Source organism: Microbulbifer maximicatervae (SeqCode), from assembly GCF_052467825.1.
The window spans coordinates 1,098,086-1,115,887 of record NZ_CP174327.1; the positions used below are offsets into that span (position 1 = coordinate 1,098,086).

17 protein-coding genes are annotated in these 17,802 nt (G+C 52.8%); 15 read left to right on the forward strand and 2 right to left on the reverse strand.

Going from position 1 to position 17,802, the window contains the following annotated elements; translation table 11 throughout:
• The first annotated feature begins 1 nt into the window (after nt 1).
• The 8 genes from ACJJII_RS04865 to ACJJII_RS04900 all read left to right on the forward strand — a co-directional run bounded on the left by ACJJII_RS04865 (nt 2) and on the right by ACJJII_RS04900 (nt 8,645).
• Nucleotides 2-1,972, forward strand: coding sequence for a hypothetical protein (locus tag ACJJII_RS04865; RefSeq protein ID WP_444918495.1), 1,971 nt, complete (start codon nt 2-4; stop codon nt 1,970-1,972).
• Nucleotides 1,965-4,829, forward strand: coding sequence for a tetratricopeptide repeat protein (locus ACJJII_RS04870; RefSeq protein ID WP_444918496.1), 2,865 nt, complete (start codon nt 1,965-1,967; stop codon nt 4,827-4,829). Before ACJJII_RS04865 ends, ACJJII_RS04870 begins: the two co-directional genes overlap by 8 nt.
• Nucleotides 4,816-5,463 carry a tetratricopeptide repeat protein gene (locus ACJJII_RS04875; protein ID WP_444918497.1) on the forward strand — a complete coding sequence of 216 codons (648 nt, stop codon included), beginning with the start codon at nt 4,816-4,818 and terminating at the stop codon, nt 5,461-5,463. The genes ACJJII_RS04870 and ACJJII_RS04875 overlap by 14 nt, the downstream gene beginning before the upstream one ends.
• A 2-nt stretch (nt 5,464-5,465) precedes the next feature.
• Nucleotides 5,466-5,735, forward strand: coding sequence for a hypothetical protein (locus tag ACJJII_RS04880; RefSeq protein WP_413663684.1), 270 nt, complete (start codon nt 5,466-5,468; stop codon nt 5,733-5,735).
• A 192-nt stretch (nt 5,736-5,927) separates the two neighbouring features.
• Entirely contained in the window at nt 5,928-6,593 is a 666-nt protein-coding gene (locus ACJJII_RS04885; RefSeq protein ID WP_444918498.1) for a MotA/TolQ/ExbB proton channel family protein, read from the forward strand.
• 11 nt (nt 6,594-6,604) lie between these two features.
• On the forward strand, nt 6,605-7,117 hold the full coding sequence (locus tag ACJJII_RS04890) for a biopolymer transporter ExbD (RefSeq protein WP_444918499.1): 513 nt from the start codon (nt 6,605-6,607) through the stop codon (nt 7,115-7,117).
• Between the two features lie 12 nt (nt 7,118-7,129).
• Complete coding sequence (locus ACJJII_RS04895) at nt 7,130-7,651, forward strand: ExbD/TolR family protein (RefSeq protein ID WP_444918500.1); 522 nt, start codon at nt 7,130-7,132, stop codon at nt 7,649-7,651.
• A gap of 1 nt (nt 7,652) precedes the next feature.
• Entirely contained in the window at nt 7,653-8,645 is a 993-nt protein-coding gene (locus ACJJII_RS04900) for an AgmX/PglI C-terminal domain-containing protein (protein ID WP_444918501.1), read from the forward strand.
• Between the two features lie 99 nt (nt 8,646-8,744).
• Here ACJJII_RS04900 and ACJJII_RS04905 read toward each other — a convergent pair whose 3' ends face one another.
• The gene (locus ACJJII_RS04905; protein ID WP_413663688.1) at nt 8,745-9,122 is read right to left on the reverse strand and encodes a DUF2237 family protein; all 378 of its coding nucleotides are present in this window, start codon (nt 9,120-9,122) and stop codon (nt 8,745-8,747) included.
• Complete coding sequence (locus ACJJII_RS04910; RefSeq protein ID WP_444918502.1) at nt 9,113-9,736, reverse strand: DUF2939 domain-containing protein; 624 nt, start codon at nt 9,734-9,736, stop codon at nt 9,113-9,115. Before ACJJII_RS04910 ends, ACJJII_RS04905 begins: the two co-directional genes overlap by 10 nt.
• A gap of 171 nt (nt 9,737-9,907) precedes the next feature.
• Here ACJJII_RS04910 and ACJJII_RS04915 point away from each other — a divergent pair, with 171 nt between their 5' ends.
• The 7 genes from ACJJII_RS04915 to ACJJII_RS04945 are packed head-to-tail and all read left to right on the forward strand — an operon-like array spanning nt 9,908 to nt 17,620.
• Nucleotides 9,908-10,651, forward strand: coding sequence for a DUF2189 domain-containing protein (locus ACJJII_RS04915; RefSeq protein ID WP_444918503.1), 744 nt, complete (start codon nt 9,908-9,910; stop codon nt 10,649-10,651).
• Between the two features lie 27 nt (nt 10,652-10,678).
• Nucleotides 10,679-11,362 carry an RDD family protein gene (locus ACJJII_RS04920; RefSeq protein ID WP_444918504.1) on the forward strand — a complete coding sequence of 228 codons (684 nt, stop codon included), beginning with the start codon at nt 10,679-10,681 and terminating at the stop codon, nt 11,360-11,362.
• Between the two features lie 12 nt (nt 11,363-11,374).
• Nucleotides 11,375-12,349 carry a stage II sporulation protein M gene (locus ACJJII_RS04925; protein ID WP_444918505.1) on the forward strand — a complete coding sequence of 325 codons (975 nt, stop codon included), beginning with the start codon at nt 11,375-11,377 and terminating at the stop codon, nt 12,347-12,349.
• The gene (locus ACJJII_RS04930) at nt 12,339-13,925 is read left to right on the forward strand and encodes a DUF4129 domain-containing protein (RefSeq protein ID WP_444918506.1); all 1,587 of its coding nucleotides are present in this window, start codon (nt 12,339-12,341) and stop codon (nt 13,923-13,925) included. Before ACJJII_RS04925 ends, ACJJII_RS04930 begins: the two co-directional genes overlap by 11 nt.
• On the forward strand, nt 13,915-15,225 hold the full coding sequence (locus ACJJII_RS04935; protein ID WP_444918507.1) for a DUF4350 domain-containing protein: 1,311 nt from the start codon (nt 13,915-13,917) through the stop codon (nt 15,223-15,225). The genes ACJJII_RS04930 and ACJJII_RS04935 overlap by 11 nt, the downstream gene beginning before the upstream one ends.
• A complete protein-coding gene (locus ACJJII_RS04940) occupies nt 15,222-16,226 on the forward strand; it encodes an AAA family ATPase (protein WP_444895787.1) in 1,005 nt (334 codons plus the stop codon). The genes ACJJII_RS04935 and ACJJII_RS04940 overlap by 4 nt, the downstream gene beginning before the upstream one ends.
• Nucleotides 16,223-17,620: a DUF58 domain-containing protein gene (locus ACJJII_RS04945; protein ID WP_444918508.1), complete on the forward strand. Its 1,398-nt coding sequence runs from the start codon at nt 16,223-16,225 to the stop codon at nt 17,618-17,620. The genes ACJJII_RS04940 and ACJJII_RS04945 overlap by 4 nt, the downstream gene beginning before the upstream one ends.
• Nucleotides 17,621-17,802 lie beyond the last annotated feature (182 nt).

Genomic DNA, 17,802 nt, shown 5'->3' on the forward strand with positions numbered 1-17,802 from the left:
CATGCACTACCCATCTTTTACCCGCACCCTATCCCTGGCGCTCACCCTTGCCGCAAGTAACCTTTGCGCTCAGGAAGCTGATACTGTGGCCGAAACAAACAGTCCCAGCAATGAGCAGCGAGCCCCACAAAAATACCAAAGGGCTCAAGACCTGGCTTATGGCGCTACGCTTTACGAGTATTTTCAAGGGAATTACTTTGATGCCCTGAGCACACTGCTGGTTGCTCAACAGCGGGATTCAATTCAAATTCACAGGGATAACGCCGCATTGATAGAGGGCGGGATCAGCCTAGGGTTTGGTTTACATAGACGAGCAGCTGAACTATTTGAACAGCAGAGTAATGTCGAGGCTGCGCCAAAATATCGCCGCACTGCCTGGTTAAAGCTGGCCGAATTAAATTACCTGAACGGTGATTTTGTCAGCGCTGCAGCACACTTGGAAAAGTCAGGGGTTGCCGAGGAGTCCTCTCTACCTCTCAACTTAGCGCTGCGCAATAAAGACCTCACCACGGCTCAAAAATTACTGGAAACCAGCGATTTATACCCTGCGGAAAAGTTATTGGGACATATCAACTTAGGCGCAGCCTTTGCCAGGTCCGGCCAATTGCCTGCAGCAATTCACGAATATCAAGTCGCTGTTGATTTTGCAGAAACAATTGATATTCCTTCGTCTGAAATTCCCATACTCATTGATAAAGCCCATATTGGTATGGGGTACGCCCTGGCTCTTGCAGAGCAACACAGCGCAGCTAAAGAAGCCTTTTCCAGGGTTCGCCTCAACACGCCCTGGGCAACTCGCGCACTCCTAGGGATGGCTTGGTCCTCTATCAATGGTGAAGACTACCAAGCGGGCATAGACGCACTGCAGTTTTTACTGGATAAGCACCGCTACAGTCCCGCCGCACGGGAAGCGATGGTAGCCCTGCCTTATGGTTACGAAAAACTGGAAAATCGCTCTGTAGCCCTCAGAGCATATCAAAGCGCTGAAGCTTATTACCTGGAAACACTTACTGAGTTACACCAGTTACAACAAGACCTGGCGACGGAACCACTGGCCTATGATCCTGTTCAGCGCGAGGCATGGCGCTATGGCTGGTTACAACTGGCCCAGGCCTCTCCCCTATTGCGCGATAACCAGCACTTTCTGCGGCCAATCCTGCAAAGTGACCGCTTCCAATTGCGGCTCACCGAGCTGCGCGATCTGCAGCAGCTCACCCAGGTACTACAGACCTGGCAAGATAAACTACCCCAATTTGCCGACGTTATCGAAGAGCGTCACCTGCGCCGTACAACGATTATTGATAACTACAATAGCGCCCAGTTTGACCAGCAGTTGCAGATGGCAACCCAGCAATACGATCATTTGAGGGCAGCTCTCGAGCATATTGAACAGGAGCGCGACGCACTCACTTTATTGGCGACCACCGCCACTCCAAATGAACAAAGTGAAACCCTCGAATTACTGGAAATTCTCACCGGCGCTCAAGAACATCTTAAAAAAATCCAGGACAGCGGCAAAGCCAGCCAACAACAAGCGGAAACCCTGGCGAAAGCCCGGGGGATTTTGCTTTGGCAAGCCAACGAACAGTATCACGAGAAGTTGTGGCAGCAGCGAAAATCCCTACAGCTGCTCGAAGAGCAGTTACGCAGGGGGCGGGAACAACGCAAGAAAACAGATACCGAAGCACAGCGGGGGCCACAACTGCGCCAACTAGCCTATCGGGTGGTCACCGCCGATGACGAAATTCCAGCTCAGCAAGCGGCGATTGGTCGAGCCAGCGAATTGATTGAAGCCGACCTACGCCGAGAGGTTATCGCCCAGCTGGGTAGGGAGCAGCAGCAAATTCACAATTATATGGCCCACACACGCCTGGCTATCGCACGTCTGCAAGACGCTGAAATGCAGACGATCCCCGCAACCTCTCAGGCTGACAGTGACACGGATAATACCGGGGCCTCAGACAATGAATAACGCCCCGCATCCGGCAACTGTGTTTACCCTGCGCTCCCTGGCTATTGGTATTTGCTGTGCCCTGACAGCTTGTGGCAATCAACCGGTACAAACCCTGGCTGACCTGCCCCGTGCCAACCCGCCCAGCTCCCAGGAAAAGGCACCACAAAGCCCGCCCGTGCAAACCGCTATCGCGTTGGAAAACCTGGTGCAAAGTTACCGCACAGCACTGGACAGCCACGCCGATCCCAAGGTTCGGCAACAAATCCATCTGCGCCTTGCTGACTTGGAAATGGAACGACTGGAGCAAAAACAGTCCGACAATCCGGATACCATTGTCGACTACTCCAGCGCGGTAGATTATTACCAAAGTCTCTCTGCCCAGCGCCCAAAAGATGATTACATTCTCTATCGCTTAGCCCGCGCCCGGGCACTGGATGGGGAAATGCCTGCAGCCTTACAGGCATTGGAAAAGATAGCCGGTAGCGCACCGGACTCACCGTTTATCGGCGAAGTCTTATTCCGCCGTGGCGAGGCGGCATTCAATCGCAAAGACTACCCAAGTGCCGCCCGAGATTTCCGTGCATTGCTCAAGCAGGGGCCGAGTCCATTTACAGATAATGCTCGCTATATGTTGGCTTGGTCAGAATTTAAATCGAGCAATTACCGCGCATCCACAGAAATTTTTCTCCAGTCGCTGGATATTTTGCACAGTGAGGAACAGGGGGAGGAACTCCCTGTTGGGCGGCAGCGCCTGCGTGAAGACAGCCTGCGTGGGCTCGCATTAAACTTCAGCTACCTGGGAGGTGCTGAAGCCATTGAGTCTTTTAATCTCAATGGAGAGCCACGTCCCTATCAGCACCAGCTATACAGTGCACTCGGTACCTGGTATCGGGAAAAAGAGTTGTTCCGCAATAGTGCCGATACCTTTTTACAATTCGTCAATCACTACCCACAAACCCAGCAAGCCCCACAGCTTCATCTTCTCGCCGTTGAAACCTTGCAAGCGGGGAGACTACATAAGGAAGTTCTACCCACGAAGCGGGACTTTGTGCGTCGCTATGGTGTGAACAGTGATTACTGGCAAGCAGCAGGTGAAACTCAACAACAGGAGTTGGCCAAAACCCTGCAACCATGGCTGTATGAATTGGCCCAGTTTGACCACGCCCGCGCTCAGGAATTGGCTCAGCAGGTCACAAAACTACCCGCGAATAAGGTGAAAGAACGTCGCCTTGTCAGCGCACAATCACTGGGTGCCTATCGCAGCGCCGCCGCGTTATATCAGGAATACGCGCAGACTTTTCCACAAGATCCACGCACGCCATCCATGGTTTTCCTGATGGCGGAGTGTCTTGAGCAGGCTGCAGATCACCCCGCCGCCTGGCGCGCTTACAGCCAGGTCGCCTGGGAATACCAAGATCACAAGTATGCTGCCGAAGCCGGCTACGGAGCCATCCTCAGTGCAGCCAGAGTGCATGAACAAACTCCGGATCAAGAGTCGGAACAGAAAATCCTGTGGCTCGATCGCAATATCGAAGCGAGCCTGAAATTTGCACAGAGCTGGCCCCAAGACCCGAGAGCTCTGCCAGTACAGCTGGCCGCTGCCGATAAGTTGTTACAACAATCGCGCTTTGCCGAAGCCATCGCCGCTGCCGAGCACGCCGATCAATGGCAACCGCCAGCCAATAGGCAACAGCAACTAAGTATTGCAATAATACTGGCCCACAGCCATTTTTCCCTGAAGCAATATCCCCAGGCAGAGGCTGCCTATACCCGCGCGCTCGGCTACCAGCCAGACGATAAGCTGCGCAAAGACGCATTGCGCCAATTGCAGTTATCCATCTATCGCCAGGCAGAAATCATTTTGGCCCAGCGCGAGAGTGAGGATGCCGCTCCCAGTGAGGAAGCCCTCAATCACCTGCTGCGTATCCGCGATAGCGGGCGCACAGAGGTTGCGGCCACCGCCCAATATGATGCGATTAATTTTCTTATTCAATTAGGGCTGTGGCAGCGCGCCAGCACAGAACTCGCTGATTTCCGCCAGTTTTATCCCGCGCACACCTTGACGCCGACACTGGCTGCCAAAGCCATCGTTATCTTTGAAGCTCTGGAAATGCCGGCGGCTGCCGCCTCAGAATTACTGCAATTAGCCGCTACAGATCCGGATCGGGAAGTTCGCCGTCAATCCCTGTTTATGGCAGCAGAAAACCTGCAAAAAGCCGGTGAGTACAACAGGGCTATTGAAAGCTATCGCAACTACAGCAAATTGTGGCCAGAGCCCGCTGAGCAACGTCTGGAAGCGCAATTTCAGCTGGTCGAAATCTACGCTCAGACCAAAAAGCCCACTAAGCGGAATTACTGGCTACAACAACTTTCACAGAACTCGCTGCAGTCACCCCGCGGGCGTTACCTGGCCGCTTATTCTCAAAGTGAACTGGCGGAACAAAGTTATGCGAAATTTGCTGAACTGGCACTTCGCTTGCCGTTAAAGACCAGTCTCGCTAATAAAAAGCGGGCCATGCAAACCACCGTGGCAGATTACCGCAAAGTCCTGGAGTTTGGCATCGCAGAATTCACCCCTCAAGCAAACTATCGCCTCGCGGAAGTGTACCGACAGCTCAGCCGTGACCTGATGGACTCACAGCGCCCTAAAAACCTGAACGAGCTGGAATTGGAACAATACGAAATTCTACTGGAGGAACAGGCCTATCCCTTCGAGGAGAAGTCCATAGAACTTCACGAGGCCAATATCCAGCGCACGGTTGTGGGTATTTACGACGACTGGGTTAAACGCAGCTTCCATTCACTGGGAGAGCTGTTACCCGCACGCTACAAAAAAGAAGAAAAAACCCTGGAGTGGAGTGATGCACTGCACTGAATTTAGCGCCCAGAAATTATCTTCAATCGCACGGTTATTCACTACTGCGCTATTGGTTTTTCTACTCTCTGCATGTAGCGGCCTGCAAAAGACGACATCGCCCGCAGATAGTGACGCCGCGCAACAACTTACAGAGAATCCCTACTTGCGGGATGGTAAAAGAGTACCGCAACAGGCCCGTACGGCGATGGAACTGGCTCGCCAGAATTTTCAGGCAAATGATTTACCTGCGTCTGAATCGCAACTGCTCCAAATTACTGAAAAGTGGCCGGAACTCTCTGGAGCCTGGCTTAATCTGGCAATCGTGCAACAGTCCGGCGAGAAATACGAGGAATCCGAGCGCAGCTTTCGCCAGGCTATTGCGGTAAACGATAACAATGTATTTGCCTGGAATCGTCTCGCTGCGCTGATGCGTGACCGGGGGCGGTTCGAAGATGCAGAGCAATACTACAACGCCGCCATAGAGCGTTGGCCACACTATGCCGATGCACACCGCAACCTGGGAATCCTCTACGACCTTTACCTGCAACAACCCGAGCGCGCCCTTCAGCACTATATGGCAGCGCAAGATTCCGGTACTGAACAGGATAAATTGCTCAGTGCATGGATACTCGAGCTGGAGCGGAGACTTTAACAATGAAATTATTTTCTAGCCTCATACTGAGCCTGTCTATCTTTGCATATGGCGCAACAGCAGAGGAAATAACAACGCTGGAGTCCACTGTAATTGGCAGTCAGGAACAACCTAAGGTTTTATATATCATTCCCTGGAAGCAAGCCGACAGTTTACAAAGGCTCGACAGCGTTCTGCCGCAAACTTTCTCCTCTGTATTTGAACATCAGGAATATTCGGAATTTCGGCGGGAAATAAAGCTGTTACAAGCTGAACAGGAAAAAACCGATTAGGCCGACCCATCAAAATAAAAAATAATTTTTGCGGCGTATGGAAGTGGCGCTGCTGAATTTATACAGCGAAGACATGGAACCGCCGCAGCAGGCTTCAACGTCCCGCGGCCCTCTTTATACACCAAGGGTGGGAACTCAATCGCTCTCCCTTTGCACTACAAATTTATAACTTTATCTGTGGAGAATTAAATCATGGAATTCACTCAAGAGATGCTGCGTTTTTTCCAAAATGGCGGACCCTTCATGTACCCAATTGCAGTGGTCCTGGTTATCGGACTGGCAATGGTAGTAGAGCGCTGGATATTTTTATCACGCGCGCGGAATGCCAATAAAAAGGCGTATCAACAAGTATTGCCCATGTTGCAAAAACGCAGCTATCAAAGTGTCTTGCAGCTGGCCCGAGACAACGATGCAGCAATGGGCCGTATCGCCGCAGCGGGCATCAACACTTTGCAATTTGCGAAGCGCGAGGAAAATATTGCCCTGGCTATTGAGGAAGGGATTCTCGAAGCTGTTCCCCGTCTGGAAAAACGCACCAGTTACTTGGCCACTCTCGCTAATATTGCCACTCTGCTGGGCCTACTCGGCACTATTATGGGTCTGATTGCTGCATTTACCGCAGTAGCCAGTGCCGACCCATCTGAAAAAGCGACCATGCTCTCCACCAGTATTTCCGTAGCGATGAACACTACAGCATTCGGTTTGATTTCTGCCATTCCCCTGCTGTTGTTTAACTCAATGCTACAAAATAAAACCAATGAGATTGTCGATAGTTTGCAAATGGCCGGGGTTAAATTCCTTAATCTGCTGACCATGGGACGCCCACAGAAAGCGGAACAACGCACCGCTAACAGCTAAGGGATACCGCCATGCTGAACATAAATATTCGCCGGCGTGGATATGAGGAAGCGGAACTCGATATCACCTCGTTTATGAGTTTGATGACCATTTTGGTTCCTGTGCTACTGCTAAATATGGTGTTTTCCCATATCTCCGTGCTCAAGCTGAATCTGCCGGGTATCAGCGATGGAAGTTCCAGCAGTATGGAGGAAAATCGCCAGCTCGAACTGGTTTTGCGTACGCAGTATGTTGATATCAATTATCCCGCTGGGCAGCGGGTTAAACGCATCCCACACGAAGAAAACTCACCGGATTTCTCCACGATATCTATCGTTTTACAGCAGATAAAACGGCAGTTGCGAGAAAAATCTATCGACAAAGATGATCTGGTGATCCTGTCAGAAAAGGGAACGCCTTACAAAACTCTGGTCGCCGCCATGGATACTGCACGCAGCTACCGGGCTGTAGTGGCCGCATCTGTTGTTGATGCAGAACTGTTCCCCCAGATATCTCTCGGCGATGCACCGGAGCAGACAAAATAGCGGGGCCAAACTATGAAGATAAATGCAGCCGCAAAACTGCAAGAGCGCAGGCAAAGGCAAAAAAAGCAGCAGTCAAAACTGAACCTGGTATCACTGATGGATATCTTCACCATCCTGGTGTTTTTCCTTCTGGTGAACTCAACCAGTGATGTTCAGGTTCTGCAGACTGATAAAACCATAAAACTGCCCAAGTCCACCTCACAACAGAAACCCGAGGTGACTACTGTAGTGCGGGTCAACAATAAACAGCTGTTTGTCGGGGACCGATTTATCGCCAACATCGATGACATCGATCCCAGCGCAGAGAATATTGAGGCCCTGGTAACAGAGCTTAAATACCGTGCTGAACGAGCGGGAGAGCTGAGCGAAGCCCAGAAAACTCTGGGCCGAGCAGTGACTATTTTAGGTGATGAACAAGTTCCCTATGAGTTGCTGAAGCAGATCATGCACACCTGCGCAGCCGCAGACTTCCGCGATATGTCTTTCGCCGTAGAACAAACAGCGCCGGAAGATCCCTCGGGGGTGGAATCCTGATATGAGTACAGCAACCATTAGTTACGCCCCCTGGCAACTACAGGAAACAGTGCTACCTTGGTCCGCCTCAAGAGAGGAGGATCAGCGCTTTATCAAATTGCTGCGCGGTGGCCTGATAGCCCTGGCCATCAGTGGCATTGCCGTTGCACTGGCGCCAGTACCCGAACTCACCCGGGAACAGGCCGAAAGGGTGCCACCACAGCTGGCCAAAGTGATTCTGGAAAAAAAGGAATTGCCAAAACCCAAGCCAAAGCCGAAACCCAAAGAGCAAAAGAAGCCCGAGGAAAAGAAAAAGCCCGAAGAGAAACCCAAAAAGAAAGCGGAAACACCCGACAAGCCCAAGCCTGTGGAGAAGCCGCGCAAGGTTGAAAATCCCCCGGTTGCCAAAGTACAGCAGGCCCGGGAGAAAGCGGCCAATAGCGGCCTGAATGCACTCGCCGATGATCTGTTGGATATGCGCGAGAGTTTTAATACCTCGGATATTAGCCGGGGCCAGCTCAGCTCGGGGAATGCTACTGCCTCTAAAATAGAACGCGGTATGATCGCGGATAAGTCAAAAGCCTCCAGTGGCGGCGTTGCCGCCGGTAGAGTGAGTCGCGATACCGGTGGTGTCTCACTGGCCGGTCGTGAGAACACCCGAGTACAAAGTACCCAGGCAACGGGTTCAGCCAAAGAAGCGGTGGCCAAGGCCAGAGGGCAAAAATCCATACGTACCGACGATTCCATTCGCAGTGTTATGGAAGCCAATAAAGAGGCCATTATTGGAATCTATAATCGCGCGCTGCGCAGGGACCCAACTCTACAGGGAAGGCTCACCGTACAGTTGGTGATCGCACCGAATGGTGCTATCGCGTCGATCAAATTGGTAGAGAGCGAGCTCAATAACCCGGCACTTGAACGCAAGTTGCTGGCGAGAATCCGCATGATCAATTTTGGTTCTGCCAACGTTGAGAGTACTACCAAAAACTACTCAATCGACTTCCTGCCCTCTTAAGTTCCGAGTAGCTATCTTGTCTGTAGCGTGGCGACACAGGGACGTGCCGCCATTTGAAGGGAGTTAATAGGTGGACAAGAAGCTGATCCACCCAATTAACTAAAGTAAATCCAGCGCATAGCGACGCAATGTTTGCATAGGAATAATTTCCAGCGCCTTCACATGTGTACTCTGTAAAAATACCCGGGGAGCCATATCCAATTTCTCCGCTTCGAGCCAGCGCGCGGCACAGAGACACCAACGATCCCCTTCCTTTAAACCGGGAAAATTAAACTCCTCTACCGGTGTACTCAAGTCATTGCCACGACTGCGGGAAAATTCCAGGAACTTATCAGTCACGGCAACGCAGACGGTATGAGAACCGAGATCCTCTTTACAGGTGTTACAGCAGCCATCGCGAAAGAAGCCTGTCTTCGGGTCCAGGCTACAAGGCACCAGTGGATCGCCAAAGACGTTGACTGAATTTTCTATCTCCATTCCTGACTCTCTCCACTTTTATCACCAATTAGCTGGATATCCACCAGCTGCCAGCGCAGACCATTGCGTTGCATCAACAGGCGCAATTCAGGCCGGCCATGCTCACCATATTCAACACTCAGATGATTGAGGTCGGTAAAATGCCACCCCATGCGCTGCCAGGAATCTTCTTTCTCTTCCGCTGCAGACGTCTCATTCGCGGAAATATTCGGTGTTTCACTACCCTGTCGATAAATTTCCCGCTGAAATGCCTCCAGATCCTCTCCCCCACGAAGAAGGTCGGCTATGCCCTCAGGAGTAATAAACTGTTGTAAAAGTGGATCCATAAAGAAATTTGCACCAGCACTGAGTAATTCATCAAACTCCTGAGGAATAGAATTACTTAGGGAGTTCCTAAGTTGCTGCTGTAAGCGGATCTTTAAATTGTCACGTAAAACAGGAAAATCGACATAGCGCTCTAACGTGTCGATACTCTCAGTTCTAACCTGCGGTTGATCGGATTTAGCCATTTTCGCCGCACGCTGCAATTGCTCGATGGAATAAAACGGCAAGGCGACATATCCAGCGGTAATCAACACCAAAACCAGACCGCTCATCCACAGTATTTTTTTCATCAATTCTATTCCTTGGTCACTCCCCGGGGATTTTATGCTGAGAAAGATGTATCACCTAATTTGCCGATGTATTGGCGTGGCATTGTTCGCCACTCCCGCCTATGAGATATTCCCCTCCCAAGACTCTGCACCCCATAAATAATCTAAATCTCAATAAGGACAGCTAACAGGATGAGTGACATCTATAAGGCCCCTGAAGCAAATTTGGCCAATAGCCCAGAGAATGGCGACTCAGGCTCTATTGAAAAGGGTATTGCCGGGGATTATTCGTTTTCTATTGGGGAAACTCTCAGCGAAGCCTGGCAGCGCACTAGCGGCAACAAAGGCACTGTTTGGGTGGGAGCGCTGCTCTATTTCGTTGCCATTATTGCAATTACTATCGTCGCCACCTTAATTACTGGCGGCACAGCAGCATTCAGCCCCGACAGCAACCCAGGGCCATTTGCCGAGATTCTCTCTCAGCTGATCGTGACCTTTGCCAGCGCACCCTTGGCGGTGGGTATGACAATGATTGGTATCAAGATCGCCCGCGACGAGCAGACTTCCGGTACCGAGGTGTTTGCACACTTCGACAAGATAGTCCCGCTCGGCCTTGCAACCATCTTGATCTATCTACTAATTGGGGTCGGTCTGATATTGCTGGTGATTCCGGGCATTTACCTGATGATTGCTTATATGTTGGCAATGCCCCTGATTGCCGATCGCAATCTGAGCCCATGGCAAGCTCTGGAAACCTCCCGTAAAGCCATCACTAAGAGTTGGTTTGCCTTCCTTGGTTTCGCAATTGTCATTTTGCTGATCTTTTTAGTTGGCAGCCTCCCCCTACTTATAGGCCTAATCTGGGCGATACCGCTGATTAGTATTGCTTTTGGTGTCGCCTACCGAAAAGTTTTCGGCGTTCCCAATCACAATTAAATTTCTCTACCAGACAGGAGCGGTGGCTTGCTGGATACCACCTATAACGTCGAAACACCCGAGGGGATTGATTTGCGCGCGCGGGCCGCTGGGCCCGTGCCACGTATCCTTGCGTATGCAGTGGATGTGTTTTATCGATCATTGATATTGGCTGCGATCGGCTTTGCGTTGCTATTTGCCGGCTTTGCCGGTGCGGGTATCTGGCTCGTCTGCGCCTTTCTTCTCGAGTGGTTTTACCCGGTGTTTTTTGAAGTTTTGCGGAGCGGCCAGACACCGGGCAAAAAGGCCTTTGGTCTAATGGTGGTCAACGACAACCTTACGCCGGTGTCTTGGGGAGCATCCATCGTTCGCAACCTGTTACGCTTCGCGGATTTTATGCCATTTGCCTACGCCACTGGCGTAATAAGCATGACACTGGGACGTCACTTCCAGCGCCTTGGCGACCTGGCAGCAGCCACCCTGGTGGTCTATCGCGAAGAAGAAAAGGCACCAGTTGCCCTGCCGGATACCACCCCGCTCCCACCACCGCAGAACCTTCGCCAGCAAGACCAGCAGGCACTAGTCAGCCTTTTGGAGCGCCACCAGGATTTAAGCGAAGCGCGTCAGCAAGAGCTCGCCAATCTGCTCGAACCGATTACTCGGAAAAGGGACAGCGATGCCTTGAGCTACCTGCGCTCCGTGGGCAGTTGGCTACTCGGTGGCAGGGGATAGGCAGAGGTACCTATGAAGCAGAGAGACTTTGAGAATCGCTACCGCGACAGCTGGGAGCAATTAGAAACCTGGCTGAAAGCGGATCGGAACAAGTCCGAAGTTGCGGCCCTGGACCTACCCGTCGCCTATCGCAACCTTTGCCAGCAGCTGGCAATGGCAAAGGAGCGGCAATATACCAACCGCCTGATAGACCACCTCAACCAGCTGGTTATGGCGGCACATCACCGTGTCTACCGCCAGGAAACCTTGCGCCGCAAGGGATGGTTGCACTATTTGTTGGCGGGTTTTCCCCAAGCCGTGCGCGCTAATAGCCGCGCAGTACTGCTGGCATCCGCTTTGTTTTTAATACCTGGCCTGATCCTGGGAGTCGGCACTTACAACAACGATGCCCTGGTGTACGCAGTAATGTCACCGGAACAGGTTATGGGTTTTGAATCCATGTATGATCCGGGCAACCGGGTACTGGGCCGCGAGCGCGGCTCTGATACCGACCTGTTCATGTTCGGTTTTTATATCAAAAACAATATTGGCATCGCCTTTCGCACCTTTGCCGGCGGTGTACTGTTTGGCCTGGGCTCAATTTTCTTCCTGGTGTTTAACGGCATCTATATTGGCGCAGCGTTTGGGCATATCACCCGGGTGGGCTTTGTCTCCACCTTCTACCCATTTGTGATTGGCCACGGCGCCTTTGAGTTGACCGCCATAGTACTGGCGGGAGCAGCGGGCCTGATATTGGGGCGCTCTCTAGTGGATCCGGGCCAACACCGACGCACGGTCGCACTGCGCCTGGCCGCTGTCGAAGCAATGAAGATTATGTACGGCACTTTCCTGATGCTGGTGATTGCCGCTTTCCTTGAAGCCTTCTGGTCCTCCAGTGCCAGCACACCGATTGCGATCAAGCTCGGGGTAGGCGCCCTGTTTTGGGTACTGGTCTTTGCGTACTTTATCCTGGCGGGACGCAGGGAGGGCGCAACTCATGCAAATTAAGAATCTGGCTGTGCGAGCCCGCTTGCGCTCTCCCTGGGAGTCTGTCGATCTCGGTATCGCCCTGGCACGAAAATACTGGTGGCAACTTCTTATAGTCTACCTGTTGCCTGCAGCACCGCTATTTGCTTTGTGTTATTCGCTGTTTCCAGAGTCACCAACGCTCTCCATCTTATTTATTTGGTGGCTGAAACCCGTATTTGATCGGCTGCCCCTGTTTATGATCAGCCGCGCATTATTTGGCTCACCGGTATCCATTGGTGAGGCATTGAAGCATTTCTTTAGCCAGAATCGTCGCGACTGGTTTATGTGGCTTACCCTCCGTCGGCTGAGCCCCACACGCTCTTTCGATATGCCAGTTACCGTGCTGGAGCAATCCACAGGTAAGGCCCGTACCTCGCGCCTTGGGGTACTGCACCGCAAACACTCTGGGGCCGCCACCTGGCTAACACTAACGCTTTACCATATTGAGATATTTCTACTTGCCGCATTAAGTGTGATGGCATTTCTGTTTATCCCTGAACAGTATTCCGATGGGATCGATTGGATCCCTCTGCTCCAAGGGGATACTCAATGGCTGGAATGGATATATAACGGACTCTACCTGTTTGTTATGGCAGCAGTAGCCCCCTTCTATATCGTTAGCGGATTTTGCCTTTATATTGGCCGTCGTATTGAGTTGGAAGGCTGGGATATAGAAATCCAGTTTCGGGACCTGCTGGAACGCCAGCAGCGTGAACAGGAGTCTCACCGCAGAAGAAAACCAAGCACTGCTGCCCTAATCCTGATCTGCGGGCTCACCTTTGGCTCATTAATTCCAGCGCCCCCCGCCAGTGCCGCATCTTTGGAAACCCCCCAGCAGGCCCAAGAGCATATAGACGAAATTCTCGCCAGCGATGACTTTCATCAAATGAAAGAGATCAGTGGTTGGCGCAAAAAAGACAAATCTGAAACAGAAGCCGTCAAAGAAAAGTTCCCCGAGTGGTTAATTAACTTTATCGAATGGCTTTTTGAGAACTCTAAAGATACGCCTGAAGTTGACGATGAAGTTAAATGGGGCCCAACAATTGCGAAAATCCTGGAGCTGCTGCTCTGGATTGGCTTGGTATTCGGCCTGGGCTATCTGCTTTGGAGACATCACGATAAAATTCTTCAGAGCTTGAAATGGCAGCCTAAGCCAAAGAAAAAGCAGCCCGTCCCCGAAACCCTATTCGGCCTGGATGTACGCCAATCGAGTCTGCCCGATGACGTTTGCGCGGAGGTCATGCGCCTGTGGACAGAGGGAGACAAGCGAGCCAGTTTGGGACTATTGTACCGCGCCACCCTCTCTCACCTGATTGAAGACTTCGAGTTTTATTTTGGCGATCACCTTACCGAAAGTGAATGCGCACAGCTGGTACAAGTAAGGCAACAGGAGCCGAATGAAGTACAGCGCCCAGTAAGTCCCGCCCTGAGTCAATTTGTACAAGAGCTTACTGCAAACTGGCAGCAGCTTGCCTATGCCCACCGGCCGCCAAAAGAGGCTCAGGTAAGCTCACTTTGTAGCCAATGGCAGGAGGAATTTGGCAATGACCGCTAAGAGAATTCTGTTGGCAGCGCTGGTCATAAGTGGCGTTGCACTTGTATGGCTATTCCTCACTTTCTACGAGCGCTACTCTAAGGAGATCGACAGCGGCTGGAGCATGGAAGCCAGACGAAATCCCTACCTGGCAGCAGAAAGATACCTCACCGATATCCAACTGGCGCCGCGTCAGGCAGATAATATATCTGTACTCCAAGGCCTTTCCTCCGATGCCACCCTGTTTATCAGCAGCTCCAGCCAGGTCTATAACCCCACCAAGGCCCAAGAACTTCTCGAGTGGGTCGAGCGCGGTGGCCACGCCATCGTTATAGCCTATACCGGCAACTTCGACAGCGACTCCGGTCGCAGTGAAAACCGCGATTGGCTACTTGAGTCCATGGACGTCTCTATCGAAGAGGGGCACAACAAGTTCGAACTGCAAGAAACCCTGGAGCAACTGCTCGGGGAGGATGCGGTACTCGAGCCTGAGCAGAGCCCCGCTGATGCCATGCGGGAGCACAATCGCAAACTGGACGAAGGCGAAACAGAAGATGAGCCAGAGGAACAAGAGGAGTCTCGCAACCCCGATGTGTCAGAGGAGGATCTGGTAACCCTGCCTGTTGAGGGCGGCAGCGATATACAGCTATACCTCGATGCCAGCCACCTGCTCTACCATCCTTCATTTAATGACGAGACTATCGACGGTGGGCCTGTTTTCTGGGCTAAGGTACGACGCGGCGATGTCGGCGTACCGTTTATGCAGTTCGAGCGCGGCAACGGTGTAATTACCCTGATGACTGACAGCACCCTGTGGCAGTCCCAGCGTATTGGCCACTTCGATCACGCCTATTTCTTACAATTGCTGGCCGGCGAAGGAGAGTTTGTCTTTCTCACCCGCCCCCGCTTTGAAACCCTTTCTAAGGTTGCTCGTCAATACGCTGCAGAGTTTTTTCTCGCCGGCGCACTGGCCTTACTCGCTTGGCTATTACTACAAGGGCGCCGCTTCGGCCCCTTGCAACCGGAGCCAGAAGTATCCCGCCGTTCCCTGCTAGAACATATATCCGCCTGCGGCCATTACTACTGGCAGGACGACCAGGGGGAAACCCTGCTGCGCGGCCATCGGGAAGAACTTCTACGTCGCCTTGGCGCCACCCATATCAACGCCACTAAAAAACGTAAACTGTGCGACAAGCTCTGTGCCTCCACCGGTATGGATGAACGGCTAATAGTTGAAACCCTGTGGGGCAAGCCCCCTACAACCGAAGAAACATTTACTGAACACATGCGTAATCTGCAGCGAATTGAGGCAGTCCTATGAACGAGACCACCCTTCAACCAGAACAACAAACCACGGGCCCGTCACCTGACTGGCAGGCTGCGTCCGCCAAACTTCAGATACTGCGCAACAATATCAACCGGTTGCTGATTGGCCAGGAGCAGGTGGTTGACCAGGTACTCGTGGCTCTATTGGCTTCTGGCCACGTACTGCTCGAAGGTGTACCCGGACTCGGCAAAACCCTTCTGGTGCGCACCCTGGCCAACTGCTTTGGCGGCAATTTCCGTCGCATCCAGTTTACCCCGGATTTGATGCCCGCCGACGTTACCGGCCACGCCATGTACAACATGGGAGAGAGCCGCTTTGAAGTGCGTCGCGGGCCGGTATTTACCAACCTGCTGCTGGCGGATGAAATCAACCGCGCCCCCGCCAAAACCCAGGCCGCCCTGCTGGAGGTGATGCAGGAGAAGCAGGTCACTATCGACGGCCAGGCACTGAAAGTACCCAGTCCATTTATGGTACTCGCCACTCAAAACCCCATCGAGCAGGAAGGTACCTACCCGCTACCAGAGGCGGAACTGGACCGATTCCTGCTGAAAGTCCTCATCGATTACCCCAGCCTCGAAGCGGAACTGAAATTGGCCGCCGCCGCCAGCAGTGGCCGAATTGAGCGCAGCCTGCAGGAAAAGCTGGCCGGGGAAATTACTGTCGAGGGATTGCAGCAACTTCAGGCCCTGGTGCCCCAGGTGGGCTTGGACGAACAGGTATTGAATTACGCCGTGCGGTTGGTGCGCGCCACCCGCCAATCACCGCAGCTGCGCAGCCCCGCCGGCCCGCGCGCCAGTATCGGCCTGCTGCAGGCAGCCCGCGCCAATGCGCTGTTACAGGGACGGGAATTTGTACTGCCAGATGATATCAAGGCCATGGCCATCCCGGTAATGCGCCACCGTATCGGCCTATCTCCAGATATGGAAATTGACGGTGAAACTGCTGATACGGCGCTGGCAATGATTATCGACAGTGTTGAGGCGCCGCGACTGTGACACAGACTGCAGCTGCAACAGAGCAACAGGCAGCACCAGCACAAAGCGGTCGCACCGGCCCGAGTCCGCGTCTGGTCAAACTACTCGGCTACTGGTGCCTGGCAGCTCTGGCAATTACAGCAGCGCGAATTTGGTTTCCACAAGCCAGCTCATTTATCGGCAATCTTTGGTGGGGAGCGAGTGTGCTGTTAATCAGCGCCACCCTGCTGGACTATCTCACCGGTTACCGTGTAACCGGTCTGCAGGGGCTGCGGCGATTGCCAGGCAACCTGGCCCTGGGCGTACGCAATACTGCGCGGCTAAAACTTCACAATACCGGCCCACGCCCACTATTACTCCAGGTTTCCGACTCAATCCCACAGCAACTGGGATCGACAGGGCTGCCGCGCTCCGCACAACTTAACCCGGACCAGGAAATCACCATCGAGTACGACCTGGTACCCCGTCGCCGCGGCAGCGCCTCTTTCGGACGAATCGAGGTACTGGCCAACTCTCCCTGGGGACTCTGGCAGACAAGGGTATGGCTGGGACAGGAGCAGACCGTCAAGGTCTACCCCAATTTTCTCGGTATCTCCTCACTGCAATCTCTCTCCACCGAACAGAGCCTGCGCCTGATGGGGTTGCACCAGCAGCAGCGTCGCGGTGAGGGCATGGACTTCCGCCAACTGCGGGAATACCGCCAGGGAGACAGCCAGCGACAGGTGGACTGGCGCGCGAGCTCACGGCTGCGCAAACTGATCAGCCGTGAATACCAAGACGAACGCGACCAGGAAATTATTTATATGCTGGATTGCGGCCGCCGGATGCGTGCGAAAGACGGCGAGCTGAGCCACTTTGACCACGCACTCAATGGCTTGCTACTTTCAGCTTATGTCGCCATCAAACAGGGGGACGCGGTCGGCTTGCAGGCATTTGCTGCGGCACAGGAGAGCAGTGGTGGACAGCTGCCTCCAGTAAAAGGCGAAAGTGCAATCAACCTACTGCTGAATAATGTCTACGACCTCCACTCTGGCACTAGTAGCGCAGATTACACTAGCGCCGCACAACAGTTGATGGCCCACCACAAGCGACGTGCCCTGGTAATCCTGATTACCAACTTGCGCGATGAAGATAGTGACGAACTCCTAGCAGCAGTCAAATTGCTGTCGCGCAATCACCTGGTGATGATTGCCAGTCTGCGGGAGACTTCTGTGGACAAATTGCTGCAACAGCCGATTCAGAACTTTGATAGTGCAGTAAACAGCGCAGCAGCGAGGAACTTCCTGCGCCGCAGGGAGCAATTACTTCAGCATTTGCAGGCACACAATGTCATAGTGGTTGACTCGAGGCCGGAGCTTTTGCACCAGTCTCTGGTAGAGGCCTATTGGCGCCTAAAGCGCAGCGGCAGAATCTGAATCGTCAAATTCACCGAGTGAGTGGGGACTCTCCGAGCCCCCACTATTTAAACCTTCTCTATAACCTTCCCACTACCCGCAATAATCCAGGGCTGTCCGGGAACTCTCCCCAATCCCGGGAATCTCTTATTGAGCGCGCTACCTCCTGGAACCTTTAGCTTCCAGCAAAGTTAGATTTATTT